The sequence below is a fragment of the Candidatus Nitronereus thalassa genome, assembly GCF_032191465.1.
Classification (GTDB): Bacteria; Nitrospirota; Nitrospiria; order Nitrospirales; family UBA8639; genus Nitronereus; species Nitronereus thalassa.
In genome coordinates this window covers 2,888,533-2,908,298 of record NZ_JAQOUE010000001.1, presented here as the reverse complement: position 1 = coordinate 2,908,298, position 19,766 = coordinate 2,888,533, and the positions used below count along the sequence as shown (strand labels likewise).

15 protein-coding genes are annotated in these 19,766 nt (G+C 48.8%); 9 read left to right on the top strand and 6 right to left on the bottom strand.

Annotated elements, in window-relative coordinates:
• Positions 1 to 4: 4 nt before the first annotated feature.
• Complete coding sequence (gene uvrA / locus PPG34_RS13005; RefSeq protein WP_313833817.1) at positions 5 to 2,512, bottom strand: excinuclease ABC subunit UvrA; 2,508 nt, start codon at positions 2,510 to 2,512, stop codon at positions 5 to 7.
• 176 nt (positions 2,513 to 2,688) lie between these two features.
• Between uvrA and PPG34_RS13000 the strand changes: the two genes are divergently transcribed.
• The 4 genes from PPG34_RS13000 (at position 2,689) to PPG34_RS12985 (ending at position 6,339) form a co-directional block, all read left to right on the top strand.
• Positions 2,689 to 3,246, top strand: a complete 558-nt coding sequence (locus tag PPG34_RS13000; RefSeq protein WP_313833815.1) for a hypothetical protein — start codon at positions 2,689 to 2,691, stop codon at positions 3,244 to 3,246.
• 104 nt (positions 3,247 to 3,350) lie between these two features.
• On the top strand, positions 3,351 to 4,355 hold the full coding sequence (gene ruvB, locus PPG34_RS12995; RefSeq protein WP_313833813.1) for a Holliday junction branch migration DNA helicase RuvB: 1,005 nt from the start codon (positions 3,351 to 3,353) through the stop codon (positions 4,353 to 4,355).
• A gap of 506 nt (positions 4,356 to 4,861) precedes the next feature.
• The gene (locus PPG34_RS12990) at positions 4,862 to 5,632 is read left to right on the top strand and encodes a hypothetical protein (protein ID WP_313833811.1); all 771 of its coding nucleotides are present in this window, start codon (positions 4,862 to 4,864) and stop codon (positions 5,630 to 5,632) included.
• A 455-nt stretch (positions 5,633 to 6,087) separates the two neighbouring features.
• On the top strand, positions 6,088 to 6,339 hold the full coding sequence (locus tag PPG34_RS12985; RefSeq protein WP_313833810.1) for a hypothetical protein: 252 nt from the start codon (positions 6,088 to 6,090) through the stop codon (positions 6,337 to 6,339).
• Between the two features lie 288 nt (positions 6,340 to 6,627).
• On the opposite strand, the gene PPG34_RS12980 is transcribed toward PPG34_RS12985, so the two are convergent.
• Entirely contained in the window at positions 6,628 to 7,449 is an 822-nt protein-coding gene (locus PPG34_RS12980; protein WP_313833808.1) for a hypothetical protein, read from the bottom strand.
• A gap of 295 nt (positions 7,450 to 7,744) precedes the next feature.
• Positions 7,745 to 10,123, bottom strand: a complete 2,379-nt coding sequence (locus PPG34_RS12975; protein ID WP_313833807.1) for a 6-hydroxymethylpterin diphosphokinase MptE-like protein — start codon at positions 10,121 to 10,123, stop codon at positions 7,745 to 7,747.
• A 363-nt stretch (positions 10,124 to 10,486) separates the two neighbouring features.
• On the opposite strand from PPG34_RS12975, the gene mpqE reads away from it, so the two are divergent.
• Both mpqE and PPG34_RS12965 read left to right on the top strand, forming a co-directional pair.
• Positions 10,487 to 11,254: a methyl-plastoquinone biosynthesis methyltransferase MpqE gene (gene mpqE / locus PPG34_RS12970; RefSeq protein WP_313833805.1), complete on the top strand. Its 768-nt coding sequence runs from the start codon at positions 10,487 to 10,489 to the stop codon at positions 11,252 to 11,254.
• Between the two features lie 5 nt (positions 11,255 to 11,259).
• Positions 11,260 to 12,888 carry a B12-binding domain-containing radical SAM protein gene (locus PPG34_RS12965; RefSeq protein ID WP_313833804.1) on the top strand — a complete coding sequence of 543 codons (1,629 nt, stop codon included), beginning with the start codon at positions 11,260 to 11,262 and terminating at the stop codon, positions 12,886 to 12,888.
• 573 nt (positions 12,889 to 13,461) lie between these two features.
• Here the strand turns inward: PPG34_RS12965 and PPG34_RS12960 are convergent.
• The 3 genes from PPG34_RS12960 to PPG34_RS12950 all read right to left on the bottom strand — a co-directional run bounded on the left by PPG34_RS12960 (position 13,462) and on the right by PPG34_RS12950 (position 16,032).
• Positions 13,462 to 14,121 (bottom strand): hypothetical protein, encoded by a 660-nt coding sequence (locus tag PPG34_RS12960; protein ID WP_313833802.1) that lies wholly within the window; start codon positions 14,119 to 14,121, stop codon positions 13,462 to 13,464.
• Between the two features lie 135 nt (positions 14,122 to 14,256).
• Positions 14,257 to 15,135: an HAD family hydrolase gene (locus PPG34_RS12955; RefSeq protein WP_313833800.1), complete on the bottom strand. Its 879-nt coding sequence runs from the start codon at positions 15,133 to 15,135 to the stop codon at positions 14,257 to 14,259.
• An 84-nt stretch (positions 15,136 to 15,219) separates the two neighbouring features.
• Positions 15,220 to 16,032: a CbbQ/NirQ/NorQ/GpvN family protein gene (locus PPG34_RS12950; protein ID WP_313833799.1), complete on the bottom strand. Its 813-nt coding sequence runs from the start codon at positions 16,030 to 16,032 to the stop codon at positions 15,220 to 15,222.
• A gap of 337 nt (positions 16,033 to 16,369) precedes the next feature.
• Here PPG34_RS12950 and PPG34_RS12945 point away from each other — a divergent pair, with 337 nt between their 5' ends.
• The 3 genes from PPG34_RS12945 to PPG34_RS12935 all read left to right on the top strand — a co-directional run bounded on the left by PPG34_RS12945 (position 16,370) and on the right by PPG34_RS12935 (position 19,762).
• Entirely contained in the window at positions 16,370 to 17,569 is a 1,200-nt protein-coding gene (locus tag PPG34_RS12945) for an EAL and HDOD domain-containing protein (protein ID WP_313833797.1), read from the top strand.
• Positions 17,570 to 17,998: 429 nt separating this feature from the next.
• The gene (locus tag PPG34_RS12940; protein ID WP_313833795.1) at positions 17,999 to 19,480 is read left to right on the top strand and encodes a hypothetical protein; all 1,482 of its coding nucleotides are present in this window, start codon (positions 17,999 to 18,001) and stop codon (positions 19,478 to 19,480) included.
• 48 nt (positions 19,481 to 19,528) lie between these two features.
• Complete coding sequence (locus tag PPG34_RS12935) at positions 19,529 to 19,762, top strand: glutathione S-transferase N-terminal domain-containing protein (RefSeq protein ID WP_313833793.1); 234 nt, start codon at positions 19,529 to 19,531, stop codon at positions 19,760 to 19,762.
• The last annotated feature ends 4 nt before the right edge of the window (positions 19,763 to 19,766 follow it).

Genomic DNA, 19,766 nt, shown 5'->3' with positions numbered 1-19,766 from the left:
CTCACTACGCCTCTACACTTTCCCTCAAGACTTGTGCCGTCCATGATGTTCCGGTCCTAATGAGATCGACGGGCGATCCCATTTCGACCAACTCGCCGCCACGATCTCCACCATCCGGCCCTAAATCAAGAATCCAATCCGCGTTGCGAATCACATCTAAATTATGCTCAATGACTAAGACCGTATTGCCGCCCTCTACTAACCGATTCAAGACATCTAACAACCGCTGGACATCAGCAAAATGCAACCCCGTGGTGGGCTCATCCAAAATATACAGAGTCCGACCTGTCGCTCGCTTGGATAATTCCCGAGAGAGCTTCACACGCTGAGCTTCACCACCTGACAATGTAGTTGCGGACTGCCCGAGTTTGACATAGTGCAGCCCAACATCGGCTAACGTTTGCAGTTTGGTCTTAATCGGGGGAATGTGCTCGAAAAACTCCACGGCCTCGGCGACCGTCATATCCAACACCTCGGCGATATTTTTTCCCTTATGTCGCACATCAAGAGTCTCTCGATTATATCGCTGCCCCTTACACACCTCGCACGTCACATAGACATCGGGAAGAAAATGCATTTCGATTTTGATGAGACCATCCCCCTGACAGGCCTCGCATCGGCCCCCTTTGACATTGAAACTATAGCGACCGGCTTTATAGCCCCGCACACGCGATTCAGGTAATCCCGCAAACAAGTCACGAATAAAGGTGAACAGGCCAGTGTAGGTCGCGGGATTCGACCGCGGGGTTCGGCCAATCGGCGATTGGTCAATATCAATCACCTTATCCAAGGCCTCCGCGCCCTTGATAGCCTTACATCCGTCAATCTTGGGTTTCTTCTGATATAACAGTTGGGACAAGGAATGAAATAACACTTCTAGAATCAATGTACTTTTTCCTGATCCCGACACTCCAGTCACGCAAGTCAATGTTCCAAGAGGGATGTTTGCGGTAATCCTTTTCAAATTGTGCTTATGAGCTTTCTCAATGGATAAAAAGCCTTTGGGCTTTCTGGTGCGGGATGGCAAGGAAACAGCATGCGCACCCTGAAGATACTTGCCGGTTAAGGAATCCGGATGGTGCATGACCTCGTTTGGGGTACCCTGAGCCACGATATAGCCACCATGAACGCCGGCGCCAGGTCCCATATCCACGAGGTGATCTGCCGCCAACATGGTTTCGGCATCATGTTCGACGACGACCACGGTATTTCCCATGTCGCGCAGACGCAATAAGGTTTGAAGCAATCGCCGATTGTCTCGTTGATGCAACCCGATGCTCGGTTCGTCCAAAATATACAACACGCCCACAAGACCTGACCCAATTTGCGTGGCCAACCGGATGCGTTGCCCTTCCCCCCCCGACAAGGTGGCCGCAGCCCGATCCAGAGTGAGATAGTCCAATCCCACATTCAACAAAAATTCCAAACGTTCGCGAATTTCCTTAAGGATGCGTTGGCCAATAAATCGTTCCCGTTCCGTCAATTCCAGCAATTCAAAAAACCCCGCAGCATCGCGAATGGAAAACTTCGTGAGTTCGGCTATAGACTTGGCTCCCACCTTCACTGCCAGACTCTCGGCTTTCAGACGAGCGCCCTGGCAGACCGGACAAACATCGTCTTCTTCGTAGCTCTGACCATCGGGACAACCTGACACGACAAACCCAATACCATCGCAGGCTGGACAAGCCCCGTGTGGGCTATTGAAGGAAAACACACGTGGGGTGATTTCCGGATAACTCACCCCGCAATTGATACAGGCCAGGTTTTCGCTATAGAGCGTCACGGCATCGTCATCGGTCAAAATGCCGACTAACCCCTGCGTGAGTTTTAACGCCGTTTCCACAGAATCCGCTAATCGACGCCGCAAGGATTCTTCATCCTTCATAACCAGCCGATCCACGATAATTTCAATGGTATGCTTGCGCTGTTTTTCCAGGGAGATCGTCTCGCCAAGATCCAGGATCTTTCCATCGATCCGAGCCCGGACAAACCCAGCGCGGCGCGCCGCCAAAAGTTCTTTTTTGTATTCTCCTTTTCGCCCGCGCACGATGGGCGCCAAGACTTGACACTTGGCCCCGACTGGCAAGGCTTGAATGGTATCCACCATTTGCTGAACGGTTTGGGCGGTGATGGGATCGCCACAATTTACACAATAGGGGCGTCCGACTCGGGCAAACAGCAGCCGGAGATAATCGTAAATTTCCGTGACGGTCCCCACCGTCGATCGAGGATTATGGCTTGTACTTTTTTGTTCGATAGAAATGGCAGGAGACAGGCCCTCGATGGAGTCCACATCGGGCTTCCCCATTTGTTCGAGAAATTGCCGCGCATAGGCAGACAGCGATTCGACATACCGTCGCTGGCCCTCGGCATAAATCGTGTCAAAGGCCAAAGAGGATTTGCCGGACCCACTGAGCCCGGTAATGACCACCAATTGGTCTCGGGGGATAATCACATCCAAATTCTTAAGATTATGCTCTCGCGCCCCTTTAATATGAATTTCGTGGTTCATCCCTGGTTACGTCCTCCTCCGGTTTGTGGAGGGAGAATATAGGAGTCGATAACCCACCCGCAATTTGATTATGAAAATACCGTCGGTTACAATCTGGCCAGAAGCGTTTTATTTATCATGGTCAGTCCCCCCGGCAACGATCACCCGTATTGAGAGACCTGGTGAAGGAGGTTTTCATGTACAGTAAGGCCCTCATGGCATTGAGTGTAACCCTGGCAATGATCCTATCCCTTGGGATCACCGATGCCATGGCCAAAAAATACGAATTGACTCGCAATAGCGTGGACAACCCTGAAGAAGTCGATAGTAAAGAAATCTCCTTGTACCGGGTCAAATTGGGGGATTCTGAAATCGATGCGATCGAGATGCTCGTCAACGAAAAAATTCCTGGGGTCCGAGTAGAGCAAGTTGGCCAATTTGTCACGATATGGGATCAATCCAATCCCACCGCTCCCATGGCGGGAGTGCAAATTACCGATGGGAAAGTCGACTTGATCTTCATCAACAACCGTTTCTCACACAAAACGCGGGGACTGTTTCGTCGAGTCCTCACGGCTGAAACCGTAAAAGAAATACGCGATCTTATAGGTCCTGAAGAATACGGGGATGAAAACCTTATGGGTGCCCGGCTGTGTTATGAAAAAAAGGGATTTATTGTCAGCCATCTTGGGCGAGACATCAACGTGATCTTCACAAAGCCCGCAGGAATTTCCCAAGAATGCTATACCTTCTAAATGGCCAGGCCAACAGATATCGGCTATCTCTTCCCCTTCATGGTGGATAGCCGCATTATCAGCATTTTGCGATCATCAGCCAGCCTCCTCTCGTCGTCCAAACTATGGAAGACCGCTTAGTCGCCAACCACCTTTTAGACGACGAGCAACCCCACGAAGGCTCCCTTCGTCCACAAACCCTCGATGAATACATTGGCCAGGAGCGGATGAAAGAGTCCCTCCGCGTCTGCATCGAAGCCGCCAAGCGCCGAAGCGAGCCTTTAGACCATGCAATTTTTTATGGCCCCCCTGGTCTTGGCAAAACAACCATCGCACATATCATCGCCAAGGAAATGGGCGGGACCATCAGATCGACCTCGGGATTAGTACTCAACCACGCCGGCGACCTCGCGGCCATTCTCACCAACTTACAAAGTCACGATGTCCTCTTCATCGATGAGATCCATCGGCTACCTGCAGGAGTTGAAGAAGCGCTCTATCCCGCCATGGAAGATTTTCAAATCGATCTGGTGATTGGGCAAGGACCCGCCACGCGCACGATGAAACTCGACTTGCCGCCCTTTACCCTCGTCGGCGCCACCACGAAAGCGGGGTCCCTCACCTCACCGCTTCGAGAACGATTCGGGCTCGTCTATCGTTTAGATTTTTATACACCCGAAGAATTGGACATTATTGTCAATCGTTCCGCAGGGCTGTTGAATATTGCCATCGAACCAGGTGGGTCTACCGAGATCGGTCGCCGCGCCCGCGGCACACCACGGATTGCCAATCGACTGATCAAACGCGTGAGAGATTTTGCAGAAGTCAAAGCCGAAGGTGTGATCACTCAGAAAGTCGCAAACGATGCGCTCCAATGGCTAGGTGTGGATGGCGCTGGCTTTGATGAAATGGATCGAAAGATCTTGCTTACGATTCTCGATAAATTCAACGGCGGCCCTGTGGGTGTCGAAGCGCTCGCCGCTGCAGTGCAAGAAGAAAAAGCGACACTTGAAGACGTGTACGAACCCTTCCTCCTTCAATCCGGCTACCTCGACCGCACGGCCAGAGGTAGGCAGGTGACGACTAAGGCCTTCCAGCATTTTGGGAAGACCAAAGATTTGTTTGGATAAGTTTTTTATATGCGGGGTTTCGGCCCCGCCGACGAGGTCCTTTTGTTTCGGCAAAAGGACCCAAAACCATTCATGCCTGTGCGCGGCCCCAAGGGGTCCCTGTTCTGCCACCCCGAATCAAGATGGCTCGGAAACTCGCTTCGCTCAGACAGTCCTCGCCGAGAGGTAGGATTCGGGGCAGCAGCCCAGCCGCGCCCAACGCATAAGACGGATTCAATCTCCAAACTAGGAAGTGTGTAGAAATGTGGGAACTGACCCCAAATGCGCTCGTTTACCATCTGAATATGTAAACGGGATCAAAATTTGCTCATAATAAACAAGATCCGTTGGAAGGTCGTCCTGAAGGACGATTTAATCAAAGGTTTTAGCGGTCAATGAATTTTTCACATCAAAATCGACTACTACCCCCCCTTGTTGGTGGAATTTGCTTCATCCTTCTACTCCTGGCTACAGGGGTTGCATTTGGAGCTACCTGTTTTCAGGCCAAGAATGACCTCCGAGGGAAAGTGAAAACTCTTAAAGAAAGACAATATGACAATTCTTCTTCTTGGGCATTGGTAGCTATCTGGGAATATGATCAAATGGGGAAAGAGATGCAGGTGAGGTCTGGGGGTGAACATGAGGGTGTCCTTATTTCGTCTATAACGGCTATGAACTTTTTTGATGACCAGGGTCGGAAAATCCGCCAAACACGCAGTTGGGATAAAGATCCACCTGTTCAATACGATCAGGAAACATTGTACGGTTTCGACGACCAAGGAAATCAAAGTGTCGAGGCAGAATATGGTGCTGATGGTTCATTTATCTATCTGAATTTCAGAGAGTTTGACAAACAGGGAAACTGCATACAAGCCTACGAATACAAAGCCGATGGGCCTATGAATGTTTCCGTAGAACGTGTGGAATACCAATACGATGCACAGGGGCAGACATTGAAGAAAATGATTTGGAGGGACGACGAGACCAAGGACATTCACCAGTACAATGAGAAGGGGCAAGTCATAAAAACTCTCGCCTACTCTGCCGATGGTCAGTTTAGCGGGAAAACTGAATATGACTATGACGTCTATGGGAATGATTTAGGAAGTCGAACCATAGACTCCAAGGGGAATCTGACCTCACGCACTACATTTACTTACGAGTACGACGCAAAAAAGAATTGGGTAAAGAGGATTTCCAAATGGCTCCTTAAAGAAGGAAAGCCTTTCGATAAAACAACAATCATGGAACGAACAATTACTTATTACGACTTGCCTAATCTAGGGCCTTCAAGATAATGAAGCTTTTTCCCGACGTGGGAAAGTGGACAGATTTATTTGCCGGCACCAGTTCTGTCAGCAGGTGGGAAAAGGCTGAGCCATTTTTTTCGGCACAGAGGTGGAAAGGCGCACACGGGCGGAAATGGTTTTGGGTCCTTTTGCCAAAACAAAAGCCTGTCTTGAGCGGAGTCGAAGAAGATCTCGTCTGCAGGGGCAAAACCCCGCATAAATATAATTCCAGCTTAAAACGCTAAATAAATAGAATCAACCTAACTCCCCCCTACCGTGGGTTGTGGTATACTATCTGTAACTGGTCTTTCCGTTTATCCATTCCATTGTTCTACACTTTTCACATGGTTCTTATTCAAAGATCCGTTCGCGTGCTCCTCCTATTCACGCTATTTCTATTCCTCAGTCCTTTGATTTCGCTTGGTGATTCAGGTTTTGTGTTATGGGTGAAAGGATCTTCAACCTTGATTAAAGAAGCGTGGCACATTCATGGAACCTATGACACGCTCCAGACATGTACTGAAGCCAGATTTGCAGCCTTTAAAGAGGCGTTGGTCTCCATAGAAAATCAAAAATCCCACAATACGCGTGGCATGAAACTTTCTATTAATCATGAAGAAACTCTGTACGTAACAAGTGAACGCATTGGTCGAGTCGACCATGTGACATCTATCTCCTTCCACTGTTTCCGAGCTTCTGAAAATCCTCGGCAATAGTATTTCCCTTTCATTGTCGAAGGGTCATATCGGGAAACCCACTAAAATACTCCCCGTTCTTTTAGGGTTTGAGGCTCTATTTTATCCTATGCCTTGGACGCAGTACCTCTATCGTCCTGAATCACCTTCCCGGCAAGGCCTAGAAATGTAGCGCCAGATTTTGCAATAAGGAATTAAGCTATTAACAAGGGAAGGGCAAAAAGAATAATGAAGGAATATATTACCCCAGAGAAAATTGGCTTGAGAATATCTCAAGCCAATTTTCTCATAAGTGAGGATGGGATAATGTTATTGAAGACGAAGGCAAGCCGCATACACGGTGAAGCCCCCTCCACCGAGTTCGTCTTGGTTTTGTACGCCGACAATGGCCGTTCGTGAGGTCACATCTACCCTCACATCGAACACGGTAATCTGTGATGAGGAAAGGGTATACCCCGGACTCATAACAAAATAACCGGTCGGACAAGTCACTTGGCCACTGAAATTGCCGAGTGGGGGAGTGAAATCTTGAGATACTCGAACGAAATCTAATACCTGTCCACCTCCCGACGGTCCAGGAGGTCCTTGCGGCCCAGCTGGCCCTACCGGCCCTTGGGGGCCAATGGGACCTGTCGGTCCAATCGGTCCTAAGTCTCCCTGTGGCCCTTGAGCTCCATCAGCACCTGCCGGCCCTTGGGGGCCAGTTGGGCCTGGTTCACCCTGTGGACCTTGCGGGCCAACCGCACCAATCGTTAAATCATATTCGTCATGCTTGCTCTGACCGTTTCCGGTAAAGACAGATAGCAAATAGTCACCCGGTTGGATCACCGCAGGATATTTCGCAACGATATTGGCATCAGTTGGCACACCGTCAATGGTCAATGGACCGAATTCACCAAGGGTGACCACCAAATCGGAAAGATTCACAAAACTAAAATATTCTCCCCTAATGGTGAATGTGGTTTCCGTGGTTCCAACATTAACATCCACCTCCTTGATCACAAGATGGTTTCCCGGCAAACTTGGGTCGGGTTGAGCAGCCCATGATAATGTAGCCAAGCACAACAGGATGACTCCTGCGAGCAATCCACCTCGAATGCAAGCTGCTTTCCGACATGATGACCTAGTCATGAAGTTCCTCCTAAAATTGAAGTTAAATGATTGTCCACTGACCCCGAATAACGAAATGTGGGTATGAACTTTGGCAGGCCTGAGGATTTTAGGTTGCTCTCAAGATTTCAAAATCTGAGAATCCACAAAAAATCTTGAGGAATGGCCATTTGGTAATTAAAACCGCCTTGCGATACTCCTAAGCCTTCTCGGTTCAGGTTGAAAAGGTCTTGATTTGGGAAGAGGGGTGATGGAGGTGTACCTCTTCATGAACGGGCAAAACAGCCCCTAAATAAAATCAGGAAGCAGTATAGAATCAGCTCCCGGCCACTGTCGTTTGATCTTCTTCACCCACGGATTGCTCTCGATCTTTTTTCGAGAAAAAATCCCAGGCATCATCGGGAATGGGCAATCGGCGTTCTTCCTCTACCGCCAAGCGGTAATGTTGTTTGGCGCGGACATAATCGCCGATGCGATGATAGAAGTCGCCAGCCTTGAGATGCGTATCAACCGTGATCGGTGCTTCGGCGAGCGCAGCTTTGACTTTGCCTAGCCATTGACGATACTCCCATTTCGCATGGCTCCAAAGTGATTTGACTTCAGGATTGTCAGGGAAAACCTCTCGTGCCTTTTCAGCTTGTTCCACCGCTTGAGAAAATTGGAACAGTTCCAAATATAGACGAATAGACAACACGGCTTCGGTAAGTCCAAGTCTTGCCTCAGACTTTTTTTGCGCATAACTGGCCAGACACTGGCTGGCCTTGTCATACATGTGCAGACGCATGAACCCTTCAGCGATATCCAACCACGTCGAGGAGCCCTCCGGCTGTGGAAGCCTCATGTCCAGCTCTCGCCACTGTTCCATTCGACATAAAAATTCTTTCAGTTTTTCACCCAAGGGCGGCGCCGTTTTTGACAGTCCACCGTAATACCGGAGGCCACGTTCGATCTGCAGGGCATGTTTATCCTTGGGATCAGTCAACGTTTCAAGCGTTTGGGTGTCCTCAGCAAGTTGTCGCTCAAGTTCGATATTCATCCAATGTAAGAGTTCTCTCACCCTGGTATATCGCGGAATGAGGGCCGTCAAGCGCTCCACCTTTTTCCCTAATTGCTGAAACTCTTTATCGGGTATCTGGACTCGCTGCCAGCGTTCCTTCATCTTCGTCAACAACACGGACACATGGTGACTGGTTCGCTGTACGCGAAAGACGTCGCGGGACCGCGTACGCAGTTCGTGAAGAAAAGGCATCCAATCAATGCCTGAGGATTGTCCACAAGTCTCACTTAATTGATTTGCCACGCTAATGCTTGGACTTTGGCAAAATTCAGCCACTGCATCCCCGAGTAAATACAATTCCGCTCCCTCAAGAGAGAGTCCACCTTCCGTGGCATGCACCACCTTCCCTGAAAACTGACGAATCTTTTTTTCGAGTATGGCCTTATAGTTCAAGAACGTCGGATTGGTTTTGACAGGTTTCCCAAAAATATCCTGAGCCGGTTGCCCATTTGCCACATTGGCGGCATCTTCCTCGACATTCAAATACCCACCATTTTTTACGTGCATGCCCTCATCAGAATAACAGTAATCTTGGCCTGCCAAAATGATCGTCTCACACCCCATCCATTGTGCGAGATTAAACCCGACATGCACTTGGCACATGCACTCGGTATCGATGGCTCCTTTCGGCGCCCAATACTCCTGAAGCCATTGATACACGGGCATGGCCGCATCCAATGTGAATTTAGGCCCGGGGAAATGTTTGGGGATATGCGGACTCACCGCCGGATGAAATACCAAGGCCACTTCATCAGGAATTTCTACCCCCTGGAACTTTCTGAAGGTTTCTTTTTGAGGATCGACACTCACCACAAAGTCCGGAACGATTCCCCGAAGCAATAAATACCCAAGGGCCGTGTCCGCGGCAATGATGACCGCCCGTCCTTTGGCGCCGCGTAACTGATGCACGTTTTTCTCCAGTGACGGTCCAGCCGCCACAAGTATAGCCGGCATTCCGGGAAAACGGTTTTTCAAAGTTGACACTCCCCCTGCCAACAATATTTCCGGCGTATTCTGCAACACGCTGTCGATGAACATGGGGCCACGTCGCACCAGGGCATTGCGGGCCGCCTTCACAATACTGGGAATTCGTTCTAATTCTTGCTCGGCTGTTTCGCCATACGCATCCGGATCTAATCGAAATGCGGGCTCGTAGCTAATAACCCGCAGCGTCCCGTTCGTCTGTTCCACAAACTTGGTGCACCAGTGACGGAGTTTTCCCTCACGGCCCACCACTAATTTCACTCGGGAGGATGTCAGAATTTCTGTGAGATCCACTTCTCGAAGCGCAGTCAGAAAAATTGCAGGATCGGCTTCATATACAATCAACCGGGAAAGGGTATCCAACCGGCGTACCACCGCCAACGCAAAATAGCCTAACTCCAAGCCTAACGACACCGTGACTCCCTGAAGCGAATGTGCCATTTGCTCGACTGTGCCTTCTGCTACGCTTAACGGATCCTGAGGATCATGAAGTTCGACAATATCCCCACTTGCGTTACGGACCACCAACCGTGGAGTCCCGGTCCCGGTGAGATCGACTTGAATATGGTCGGTTGAGATGGTCTGCGTCGTCAGGACCACCAACTCCGGGTGATACGTCTTCAATGCTTCAACGTTTTTCTCGTAGATGGTCATATGCCACAGAACCTTTCGTTAAGTGAATGCGGACGAATGTGGTTTCGGCTATTATATTACGTATTAACAACTAGTACTCCAGCAGCTACGGAAACATCGGAAAAGAATCCGAGACTAGTTCGCAGAAAATGCCTGCCAAATTACATTCAACAGTTGTGCCAAATACTGAGAGAATCTCGTCACCCATCATCCCCCTGATTTTGCAACTGTTTTAATTTTCTTCACGCTTTTCTCTAATCAAGTTCTTCCGTGGGGAATTCCCTGCACTGGGCAAAGGTTTCCTACTCGTTCTTTCCTTTTCCCTACCCCGTTACCCTACTCGTTTCCTTGACAAACAAAGCGAGCCGGTGCTACCTCCTCGACATGCTGCAATCCGTCGAAAAAACCGTGGGAACGCCCGAAGGAAAGACCGTTTCCCAATGGTCTGGGGCCCCGCGAGAACAAGCGGTGCAGCGAATGTTCAGCGCCATCGCCCCTTCATATGATCTTAATAATTCCCTGCTCAGCTTTGGCCTTCATCATCGCTGGAAACGTCTTACGGCCAGTTATGTGCCGGAGGTATCGGGAGGACGAGCCCTCGACATCGGTGCCGGGACGGGCGATTTGGCCATTCTGCTCGACGAACGCATGGGTGCCCACGGCAAGGTTACGGCCATGGATTTGAATTTTGAAATGCTGAAGGAAGGCGCAAAAAAAATTTTGGCGAAGGGATTAGCATCGCGCATTCAATGCCTCCGTGGTAATGCGGAAACGCTCGTGTTTCCCGACAATGCCTTCGATGCAATCACCGCTGGTTTTTGTATACGAAACGTGGGAAACCGCCAAAAAGCATTTACGGAAATCCATCGCGTGCTGAAGCCTGGCGGACGGTTCGTGTGTTTAGAATTTTCCCGACCCGTATATGCCTGGCTGCGCACCCTCTACGATTGGTATTCTTTTCATATGCTCCCCAAAATTGGGCAATGGGTTGCCAAGGACCATACCGACGTCTACAACTACTTACCTGAATCTATTCGCACATTCCCCGACCAGAAAGGCTTAGCCTCCATGTTGCAGCAAGCGGGCTTTTCACATGTCGATTTCCGCAATCTCAGCGGCGGGATTGTCGCGATTCACATCGCGGTTAAATAACCATCATGGACTCCGTCCTTTACGTCTTTCTCCCGTGTAAAAAAGTGTATCCCACGGGAATTACCTACCTGGCCGACTTCATTCATCGCCGCCGTCCTGACGTTCGACAACGAATTTTGGATCTCTCCTTGTTTCCACGGTCGGAACGCCAACAGGCACTCCGTGAGGTCGCAACTGAATTCAAACCAGAACTCGTGTGCTTCTCTTGGCGCGACATTCAAATATTTTCTCCGCATGAGGGCGACGCCTCTTTGGAGCATGCATTCAACTTCTACTATTCCAGCAACCCATTGAAACGTGTTGCCGCCTCATTCCAGGGATTACATAACCTATATCGCTATTACCAAGACATTCGCTCAAACTTATCCTACCCATGGCTGGTCCATAAAGAATTTCATCGCTCTCGAATCATGATCGGGGGTGGAGCGTTTACAGCCTTTGCCGATCAGCTCATCGAGAAACTTCCCCAAGGGACCCTTGGGATATTAGGGGAAGGGGAAGATGCGATTCTCAAGGTACTAAATGGAGAGCCGCTGACGGACGAACGATTCATTGTCAAAGAAAAGGGAGTCGTGCAGAAAGGCACCAAGCATGCTCCAGCCATGTTAGATTCTCTCACCGTCGATATTCCCTACCTCACCTCAATCTTCCCACAGTACAAAGAGTATGTCGGCGAATGTATCGGCGTGCAAAGCAAACGCGGATGTCCCTACGATTGCTCGTTTTGCCTCTATCCTTATATCGAAGGAAAACGGGTGCGGTATCGCCCGGCGGAAAACGTCGTGAAAGATATTGCCCAGTATTACCACCAGTGGAGTGCACGACGGTTCTGGTTTACCGATGCGCAGTTTATTCCCGGTAAAGATGCCTATCCCCAATGCACGGAAATTTTAGAGCGAATAATTAAAGAAGGGTTAGACATAGAATGGTCGGGGTACGTCCGGACCTCGATGATTACTGCAGACCTCGGCAAACTCATGGTCAAATCAGGAGTGGGGGATTTAGAAGTCGCTATTACCGCTGGATCTCAGAAAGTGCTCAACAGCATGCACATGGGTTTTAAGCTGGAGCATTTGTATGACGGGTGTCGGCATCTGAAAGATGCAGGTTTCAATGGGCGAGTAATCCTCAACTATTCGCTCAACTCACCGGATGAAACTGAGGAAACGCTGTTGCAGAGTATTGAATCGTATAAAGTCGTGGCGTCGATTTTAGGCGAGAACAAAGTGTTTCCCTTGATGTTCTTTTTGGGCGTGCAGCCGAACACGGATTTGGAGCAACGCTTACTTTCTGAAGGGTACCTCTCAGCTGGGTATAATCCGCTCAGCCTCACGCCTTGGAATATTAAAAAAATGCTATACAATCCCGCTCCCTTGAACAAACTGATTGCCAAAGCCTGCCTCACGGCATGGGATCGCAAACATGGAAGCCGCGACCCTCGAAAATGGTCCGGGAGCCTCAGTCAAAGCGCAACACAAGACCACGGCCATGAATACGCTGACCAAAGCCTCTCCAAAGGTTTTGAAACCAACTCAGGACGCGACGCACTGCTCACCCTCGAGGAAATTCTTCGATCAAGAAAGCCTCACGCCAACGCAACAAGTACGGCAGCAGCGACGCCAACGAATTCCTAGACGTTCTCTCGCCCGCATCACCGACATCCAATCCAACCTCTGACTTTCCTTTGTCATCCGGAGTGGAACAAAGAATCTGATTTCCCGTATCAGGTATGGACTCTGTGACAGATTTAATTGTTGAGGGGGAACCCCTTTGCTTCGTCCAGGATGACAAGGTTTTGGGGGAAGAACGACAACACGAGGGAGAATAAAGAAGCGGGCTGCTTTTTCTTCATGCCCTGAAGCAGCAAAAAAACGGCCCATCCGGAGGATTCCGAATGGGCCGCCCACTTAAGGAGGATGCGCCATGGGGTTACTATCTCCTGAGACCAGATTTCGGGCTATAGGCAAAATGACGTACTTCTTTTGAGGGGATCATTCCTTGACCGCCAAACCTCATCTAACAGCCCTGCTGAGCTTAACCTCTGTTATTCTGAGTACGCCGAAAATTCTTCTTTCTGTACAAGGGACAAGAAGTCTAACAAGTCGAGATTTTGCGGAGTGATACTTTCTTAAACCAATTTTGACAGAAAGACGGATGGTGAGACCAAGAAAAAACACCTGTGCCCAATATTTAGTTCCTTCAAAATATTAAGAAACAGGCTGGTCGGTAATGGTGAATACCATGGTACCAACGATATTGCCATCGTAGAGTTCTTGGCCGGGACTTTCATAAAACAGTCTTAAAAGATATTTCCCTTTTTTCCAGCCCTCCTCAGGACGGAAAATTTCCAGGTACCCTGCCTTTTGGTTCATTTCTAAAAAGAGAGCATCCGTCCCGGAATATTCAGACTCAGGCGTTTTTCCATCCGGCATAAAATACCACGCCGCTCGGAATTGGAAAGGAGCATCCATACCTGGAACCGAAAACACAATATAAAACACATCCGTATTTAAGGAAAATTCGGAGGCACCAGGATCAACGGGTTCGACATAGGCATCATCGGTCAACCAGCCTTGTCGACCATGGGAGTCCCATGGGATTTTAATATCACGCGCCATAGCCACCCAATTAAAGGATGACTGCGGTTGTTTCCAATTTTTTTGATCTAGCGCCAAGACCCGATTTCCAGAACCTGGGTTTTCCGTAATTCCAGAAGTAGCTTCTTTAGGAGCCATGGTGGGCTTGGTCTTGCCATAGACTTGGGCACCCATACCAAACACCATGAAAAGAACCACCACATGAGGTGCTATCCACCAAAAAAGTTTTTCTGTATTTCTCGTTTTCCATATTTTTTTGTGCATCATCATAAGAATACCTCCTCCCGGCCAGAAGAATGCCTTCCTACATATCAGCTTAACTCTCTGAAAGATCGTCCTGCAACGGGGATAAAGCCGCTACATAACACGTAATATGAATGAACAGGTCTTTTCACCCATCACGTTTCACGGCGGCGGGGCAGGAACGCGAGTTCCCTCAATGGCTTGGCGTCGTCGTTCCACCATACTATCAGCCATTTCCATGATATGCTGCTCGAGAATTAATCGAAGCTGGCTGCCGGTTTGATAATCTGCAGGCGCCATGAAATGCACCCGATCGGCATGATGTGCCAAATCATAACATTTTTTAAACGACTTACGCGTCGTATCGTGTGGATTGTACACCGCCACCGCCAACCCTCCATTTTTTTTGATGACAGTGAAACATGGCACATCGGTGGGACCATCCCCTACATATATCATATGTCGAAACGGCACACGTCGAGCTTCTTCCGGCATATGATCGTTCACATCCTGCTCCAGATTGAGCAGCCCCTTATTTACACGAAACAGAAACTGCGTTTTTTGGGTATGACTTATCGTCCGTTTAGGGAAATGAATATGTCCTTGGTCTTCGTCAAACTCACACCCAAACATGGCTTTGACATGCTTGGCAATTTGACTGCCCTCTAAAATGGCCTTGAGGCCTGAGGTCACGACATAATGTTCGAGGTGAATATCCCATTCGGCGTAGCGAGGTTGGTGGACTATAGTATTTAGTTCTTCAAAAAAATCCGGCACGCCTGGGAAAAACGTAAGATCCGGCCCCATGGCTTGCAAGTCGTTGTTAGACAGCGCGCGGATCGAATCATAGTCCAACATCCGTTTCATATAGGCGAGCTCTTGATCATACCCACGCTCCTTAATCAACGCAGTGCAACTCGGCCAAAACTCGGCAGGGTCAATACCCGCATGACGCAGGATCGTGTGATCCTGCATGTAATGCGGACTCAATGTATGATCAAAATCGTAGACAATCGCGAGAATGTTTTGGGGTTCAGGCATAGATGCGGATTAACAGAACATGTTGAGAAAGGAAATGTGAGAATTCACACCACCCAGGACATCAATGGGATAGAAGGGGACGGTTCAGAATATGGCCTTGACCAGCTCTTGAATACTTCGATGCATATCTGGGTCATCGGTAATAGGCCGAATCACCGCCGCTTCGCAGGCTTTCTCCGACGGAACACCTTGCTGAATCAATGTTCCCGCATAGATCAACAATCGCGTACTCACCCCTTCCTCCAGGCCATGGTTGCGTAGATTACGAACCTTGTCCCCAAGCTTGACGAGTTTTTGCGCGATTTCCTTCGTAACTTTGGCTTCTTTCTCAATAATTCGCATTTCAATGTCAGCAGGCGGATACGTGAACTCAATGGCCATGAATCGCTGTTTGGTACTCTGTTTCAATTCCTTCAAGACGCTTTGATAGCCTGGATTGTAGGAAATGACGAGCATGAAGTCATCGACGGCTTCGATCATCTGTCCGCGTTTCTCGATGGGAAGAAATCGTCGATCATCGCTCAACGGATGCACGATCACCGTGGTGTCTTTTCTGGCCTCTACGATTTCATCTAAATAGACGATGGCGCCATGCTTTACGCCTAAAGTAAGAGGGCCATCCACCCAGACGGTTTCTTCGCCTTTGAGCAGGTAACGCCCCACCAAATCCGAAGCGGTTAAATCCTCGTGGCATGCCACGGTGATCAACGGACGCCCAAGTTTATAAGCCATGTGTTGCACGAACCGCGTTTTACCACACCCAGTCGGCCCCTTAAGCATGACCGGCATCTTGCTTTTGGAAGCAATCGTCACCAACCCGATTTCGCCATTCACCTCTTCATAAAATGGCTCCTCGGTTAACCGATATTGTTCGATGTCAAGTTCTTGCCCCTTCATTTTTTTCTCACCGAATAATTTATATCCTATATAAAATAATTACGAAGGGCATTATACTGGGGGCTCCCCTCATGGACAAGTGATGACCCCATGGTGGCGATGAATTTTAGCACCTTTGACATGTATGGTGGGCCCGATTGCAAAACGCCATACTGGAAAGACCGAAATCATTCATCGTCTAGATGAATGCATCGCTCAAACCAAACATTCCCCGTCCATTTAACAATTCCCAAAATGAAATTGAGCTATCCGCGATTCCAATTTTGATTCGTTAAAGTTCGTACCAAAATATTACGATACAGCATTATATTTCTCCTTATTGGATATCTTTAATCACATGAGCACAATTCTGGCTCGACAGCCAATCCACGACCATCAACTCTCCCTCTTCGGATACGAACTGTTGTCCCGCCAAATAGAGACCGATCCCCAGACGGCCTTTGACGGTGAGGCGGCAACCGACACTGTCATGAAAAAAGCCTTTGACGAAATCGGGCTGGATACCTTGGTGGGTCCGAATCGAGCATTTATCAATCTTACTGAAAAGTGGGTCCTCAGCGAGGAATGCCATTCGTTACCCAAAGATCGAATCGTGTTGGAAGTACTAGAACATGTTCCACCTAAACAAGAAGTCATATCTGCCCTTGAACGACTTCATGATAAAGGCTATACGATCGCACTTGATGATTTCGTGTTTCATGAGGATAAAGTGCCCTTTCTTGAACTCGCGGATATCGTCAAAATTGATGTCTTGGATAAACATCCTGACTACATAAAACAGCAAAGGGATTTGGTGGCCCCTTTCAAAACCAAACTTCTAGCGGAACGTGTGGAATCCTACGATCTGTATGATTCGGCAAAACTGTGGGGATTCGATTTATTCCAAGGCTATTTTTTCTTTCAGCCAGGGAGGGTTGAAAGCACTACACTGCCTTCCAATCAAATGACCACACTGACATTACTTTCAAAGCTCCAAGATCCAGACATCGAAATTGAAGATGTTGATCAGATTATCAAACAAGACATGTCCCTAAGTTTCAAATTGCTGGACTATGTCAATTCAGCACATTTCAGTTTGCCCCAAAAAATCGACTCTATTCCACTGGCCGCTCGTTTGGTGGGCCTCAATCAGATAAAAACGTGGACGATATTACTCTCAATGGTAGGCGTACCCAATAAACCGTTTGAACTTATCGTTACATCGATTGTACGCGCCATTATGGCTGAACATTTGGCAGTGACCATGAAAGTACCTGACTCTGAGCCTTATTTTACAGTTGGCCTCTTTTCTGTTTTGGATGCTCTATTTGATCTACCCATGGCAACTATCATCCAGAACATTCCCCTGTCTGAAGAAAGCCAAGACGCCTTAGTGTTTCATGAGGGCATGATGGGAGCCACACTCAAATGCGTGTTGTCGTACGAACGAGGACATTGGGAAGGAGTGAACACCCTCTATCTGGATGCTAACGTCATCCAAGAATCCTACTTCGAGGCTCTCAGAATAACCTCCAACCTATGGTCGTTATTAAGGTAGCAGAGAAAAGAATATTTCATCACAATTCTTTTTTCCGAGACCTTGTAAGTCTTCATTTGCCAATCAAAATTCCCATAAAAAATGTTTCTCCGCAGATAATTTCCCACCCCTCTCCGACGCCTCTAGGTGACCAGAAAAACGAAGACTGGCAACTACAAAACCAATCGGAGTGGTTACCGTTTAGAAACTCAATCCACCGGGTTGGTCGAACCTGTCCCCTCAGTGAGCCCCCTCTTCGCCAAAGATGTCGCGCACCTGCTTTCCTTGTCTCTCCCAAAGGGCACATGGTACGATTCTCTTTTGTGGGTTTGACTTCATCATTAGTCAAAGCAGATGGTAAAAACAATTGAACAAGAGCACGATTTTATAACCTTTGATGATCACTGACTCCCCTTGACCCCATAGGACCAACTCCTCACCGAATCCATCATGGCACACCCAACAGCCGAAGGCTCTATGGTTCACGGGACAATTTCCTCAGACCAGCAGGTGACAACCCCTCCATCCTTACGAGCAAAACCGAAACCAGAATCCAAGTGCGCTTCCGTATCGGACCTCTTAAGCAAGTCAGGCTTTATTGAAAATGACCAGCCCCTCCAGTGGCGGGTCTCTCCAACTCCCTTTCTTCTTAGTGCCAAGGAGGTGGCCTTCTTCGATTCCCTGGGTACTCATTTATTACGGTTTTATCGCTCATTAAATCGGCTTTATCTGGAAAGCGTCAAAGGCACTCAACCAGCTTGGGTTCATGAATATTTGGATCAAGGAAAACCGCCCGCGTTATTAGAATTTGGACGAATGAAACGGTTTCGAGATGTCTTGCCGGATGTCATTCGCCCTGATGTGATTCCCACGGAAGGCGGCATGGCCATCACCGAGCTGGATTCCGTACCGGGAGGCATTGGTACCACGACTGTTTTGTCCAGGGTCTATGGGGAGTTGGGAGATTCCATTGTTGGAGGAACCCAGGGCATCCCCGAAGGTTTTATTTCAATGTTACGGGGCCGGTTGGGAAAATCGTCAGGTTCAGGCTGCGTGGCAATCGTGGTTTCGGACGAGGCCGAAGATTATCGAAAAGAAATGGCATGGCTGGCGTCCCTTTTACAGGACGAAGGAATGGACGTATTTTGCGTGCATCCTCGTGACGTGCGGTTCACGGAAGAAGCCTTGTCCATCGTAACACCCTCTGGAGAGAAGCCTGTTTCGCTGATTTATCGATTCTATGAATTGTTCGACCTTAAAAATATTCCGAAATCCGAACTCTTCATGTATAGCGCCAAGAAGGGCCGGGTCGAGATCACCCCTCCGTACAAGCCCTGGATGGAAGAAAAACTTGCCTTTGCCTTATTGCACCATCCCATACTGGAATCCTTTTGGGCTAAATCTTTGGGCTCCGACACCTTCGATGTTCTCCACCAGCTCATGCCAAGCACATGGATTTTAGATCCGCGACCTTTGCCACCTTCAGGGATCATTCCCGGTTTAAGAATGGATGATTCCGCCGTATCGGATTGGCGGCAATTGGACCAGGCCACACAGAAACAGCGACAGTTTGTCATCAAACCATCAGGATTTTCAGAACTCGCCTGGGGCAGCCGTGGGGTCGTCATTGGCCATGATATCCCCCAAACAGAATGGGCTTCGGCATTGGAGCAAGGGCTTAGGGCATTTAAAACCAGCCCTTATATTCTTCAAGAATTTCATAAAGGCCGCCAATTTAACATGACCTATTATCAGGAGGAATCCCAAACGATGGTGTCCATGTCAGGTCGGGCTCGCCTTTCTCCATATTATTTCGTGGCCGGTGACAAAGCCCCATTAGGCGGGATCCTTGCCACGGTATGTCCAAAAGATAAAAAGATTATTCATGGGATGCGGGATGCGATTTTAGTCCCCTGCACCACTTCGGTGTAGCAAACGACCCGCCAATGTGACTCTTAACATTAGGGAATAGTTAGGAACATGACGCTATACCACACAGAATGGTGCCCTGAATGCGCCGTGATTCGAGACAAGCTTTCCGAGTTCGCGTTAGAATACGAAAGTGTGATTGTCCCTGACATGAAACCCTTTCGGAAACAAGTGTTTGAGGTATCCGGGCAATATTACGTCCCGGTCCTGGTAGACGGCGACACCATCCTTACGGAGACCGACGATATATTGCAGCACCTTGATACCTATGCGCCTAACACTTGAACAC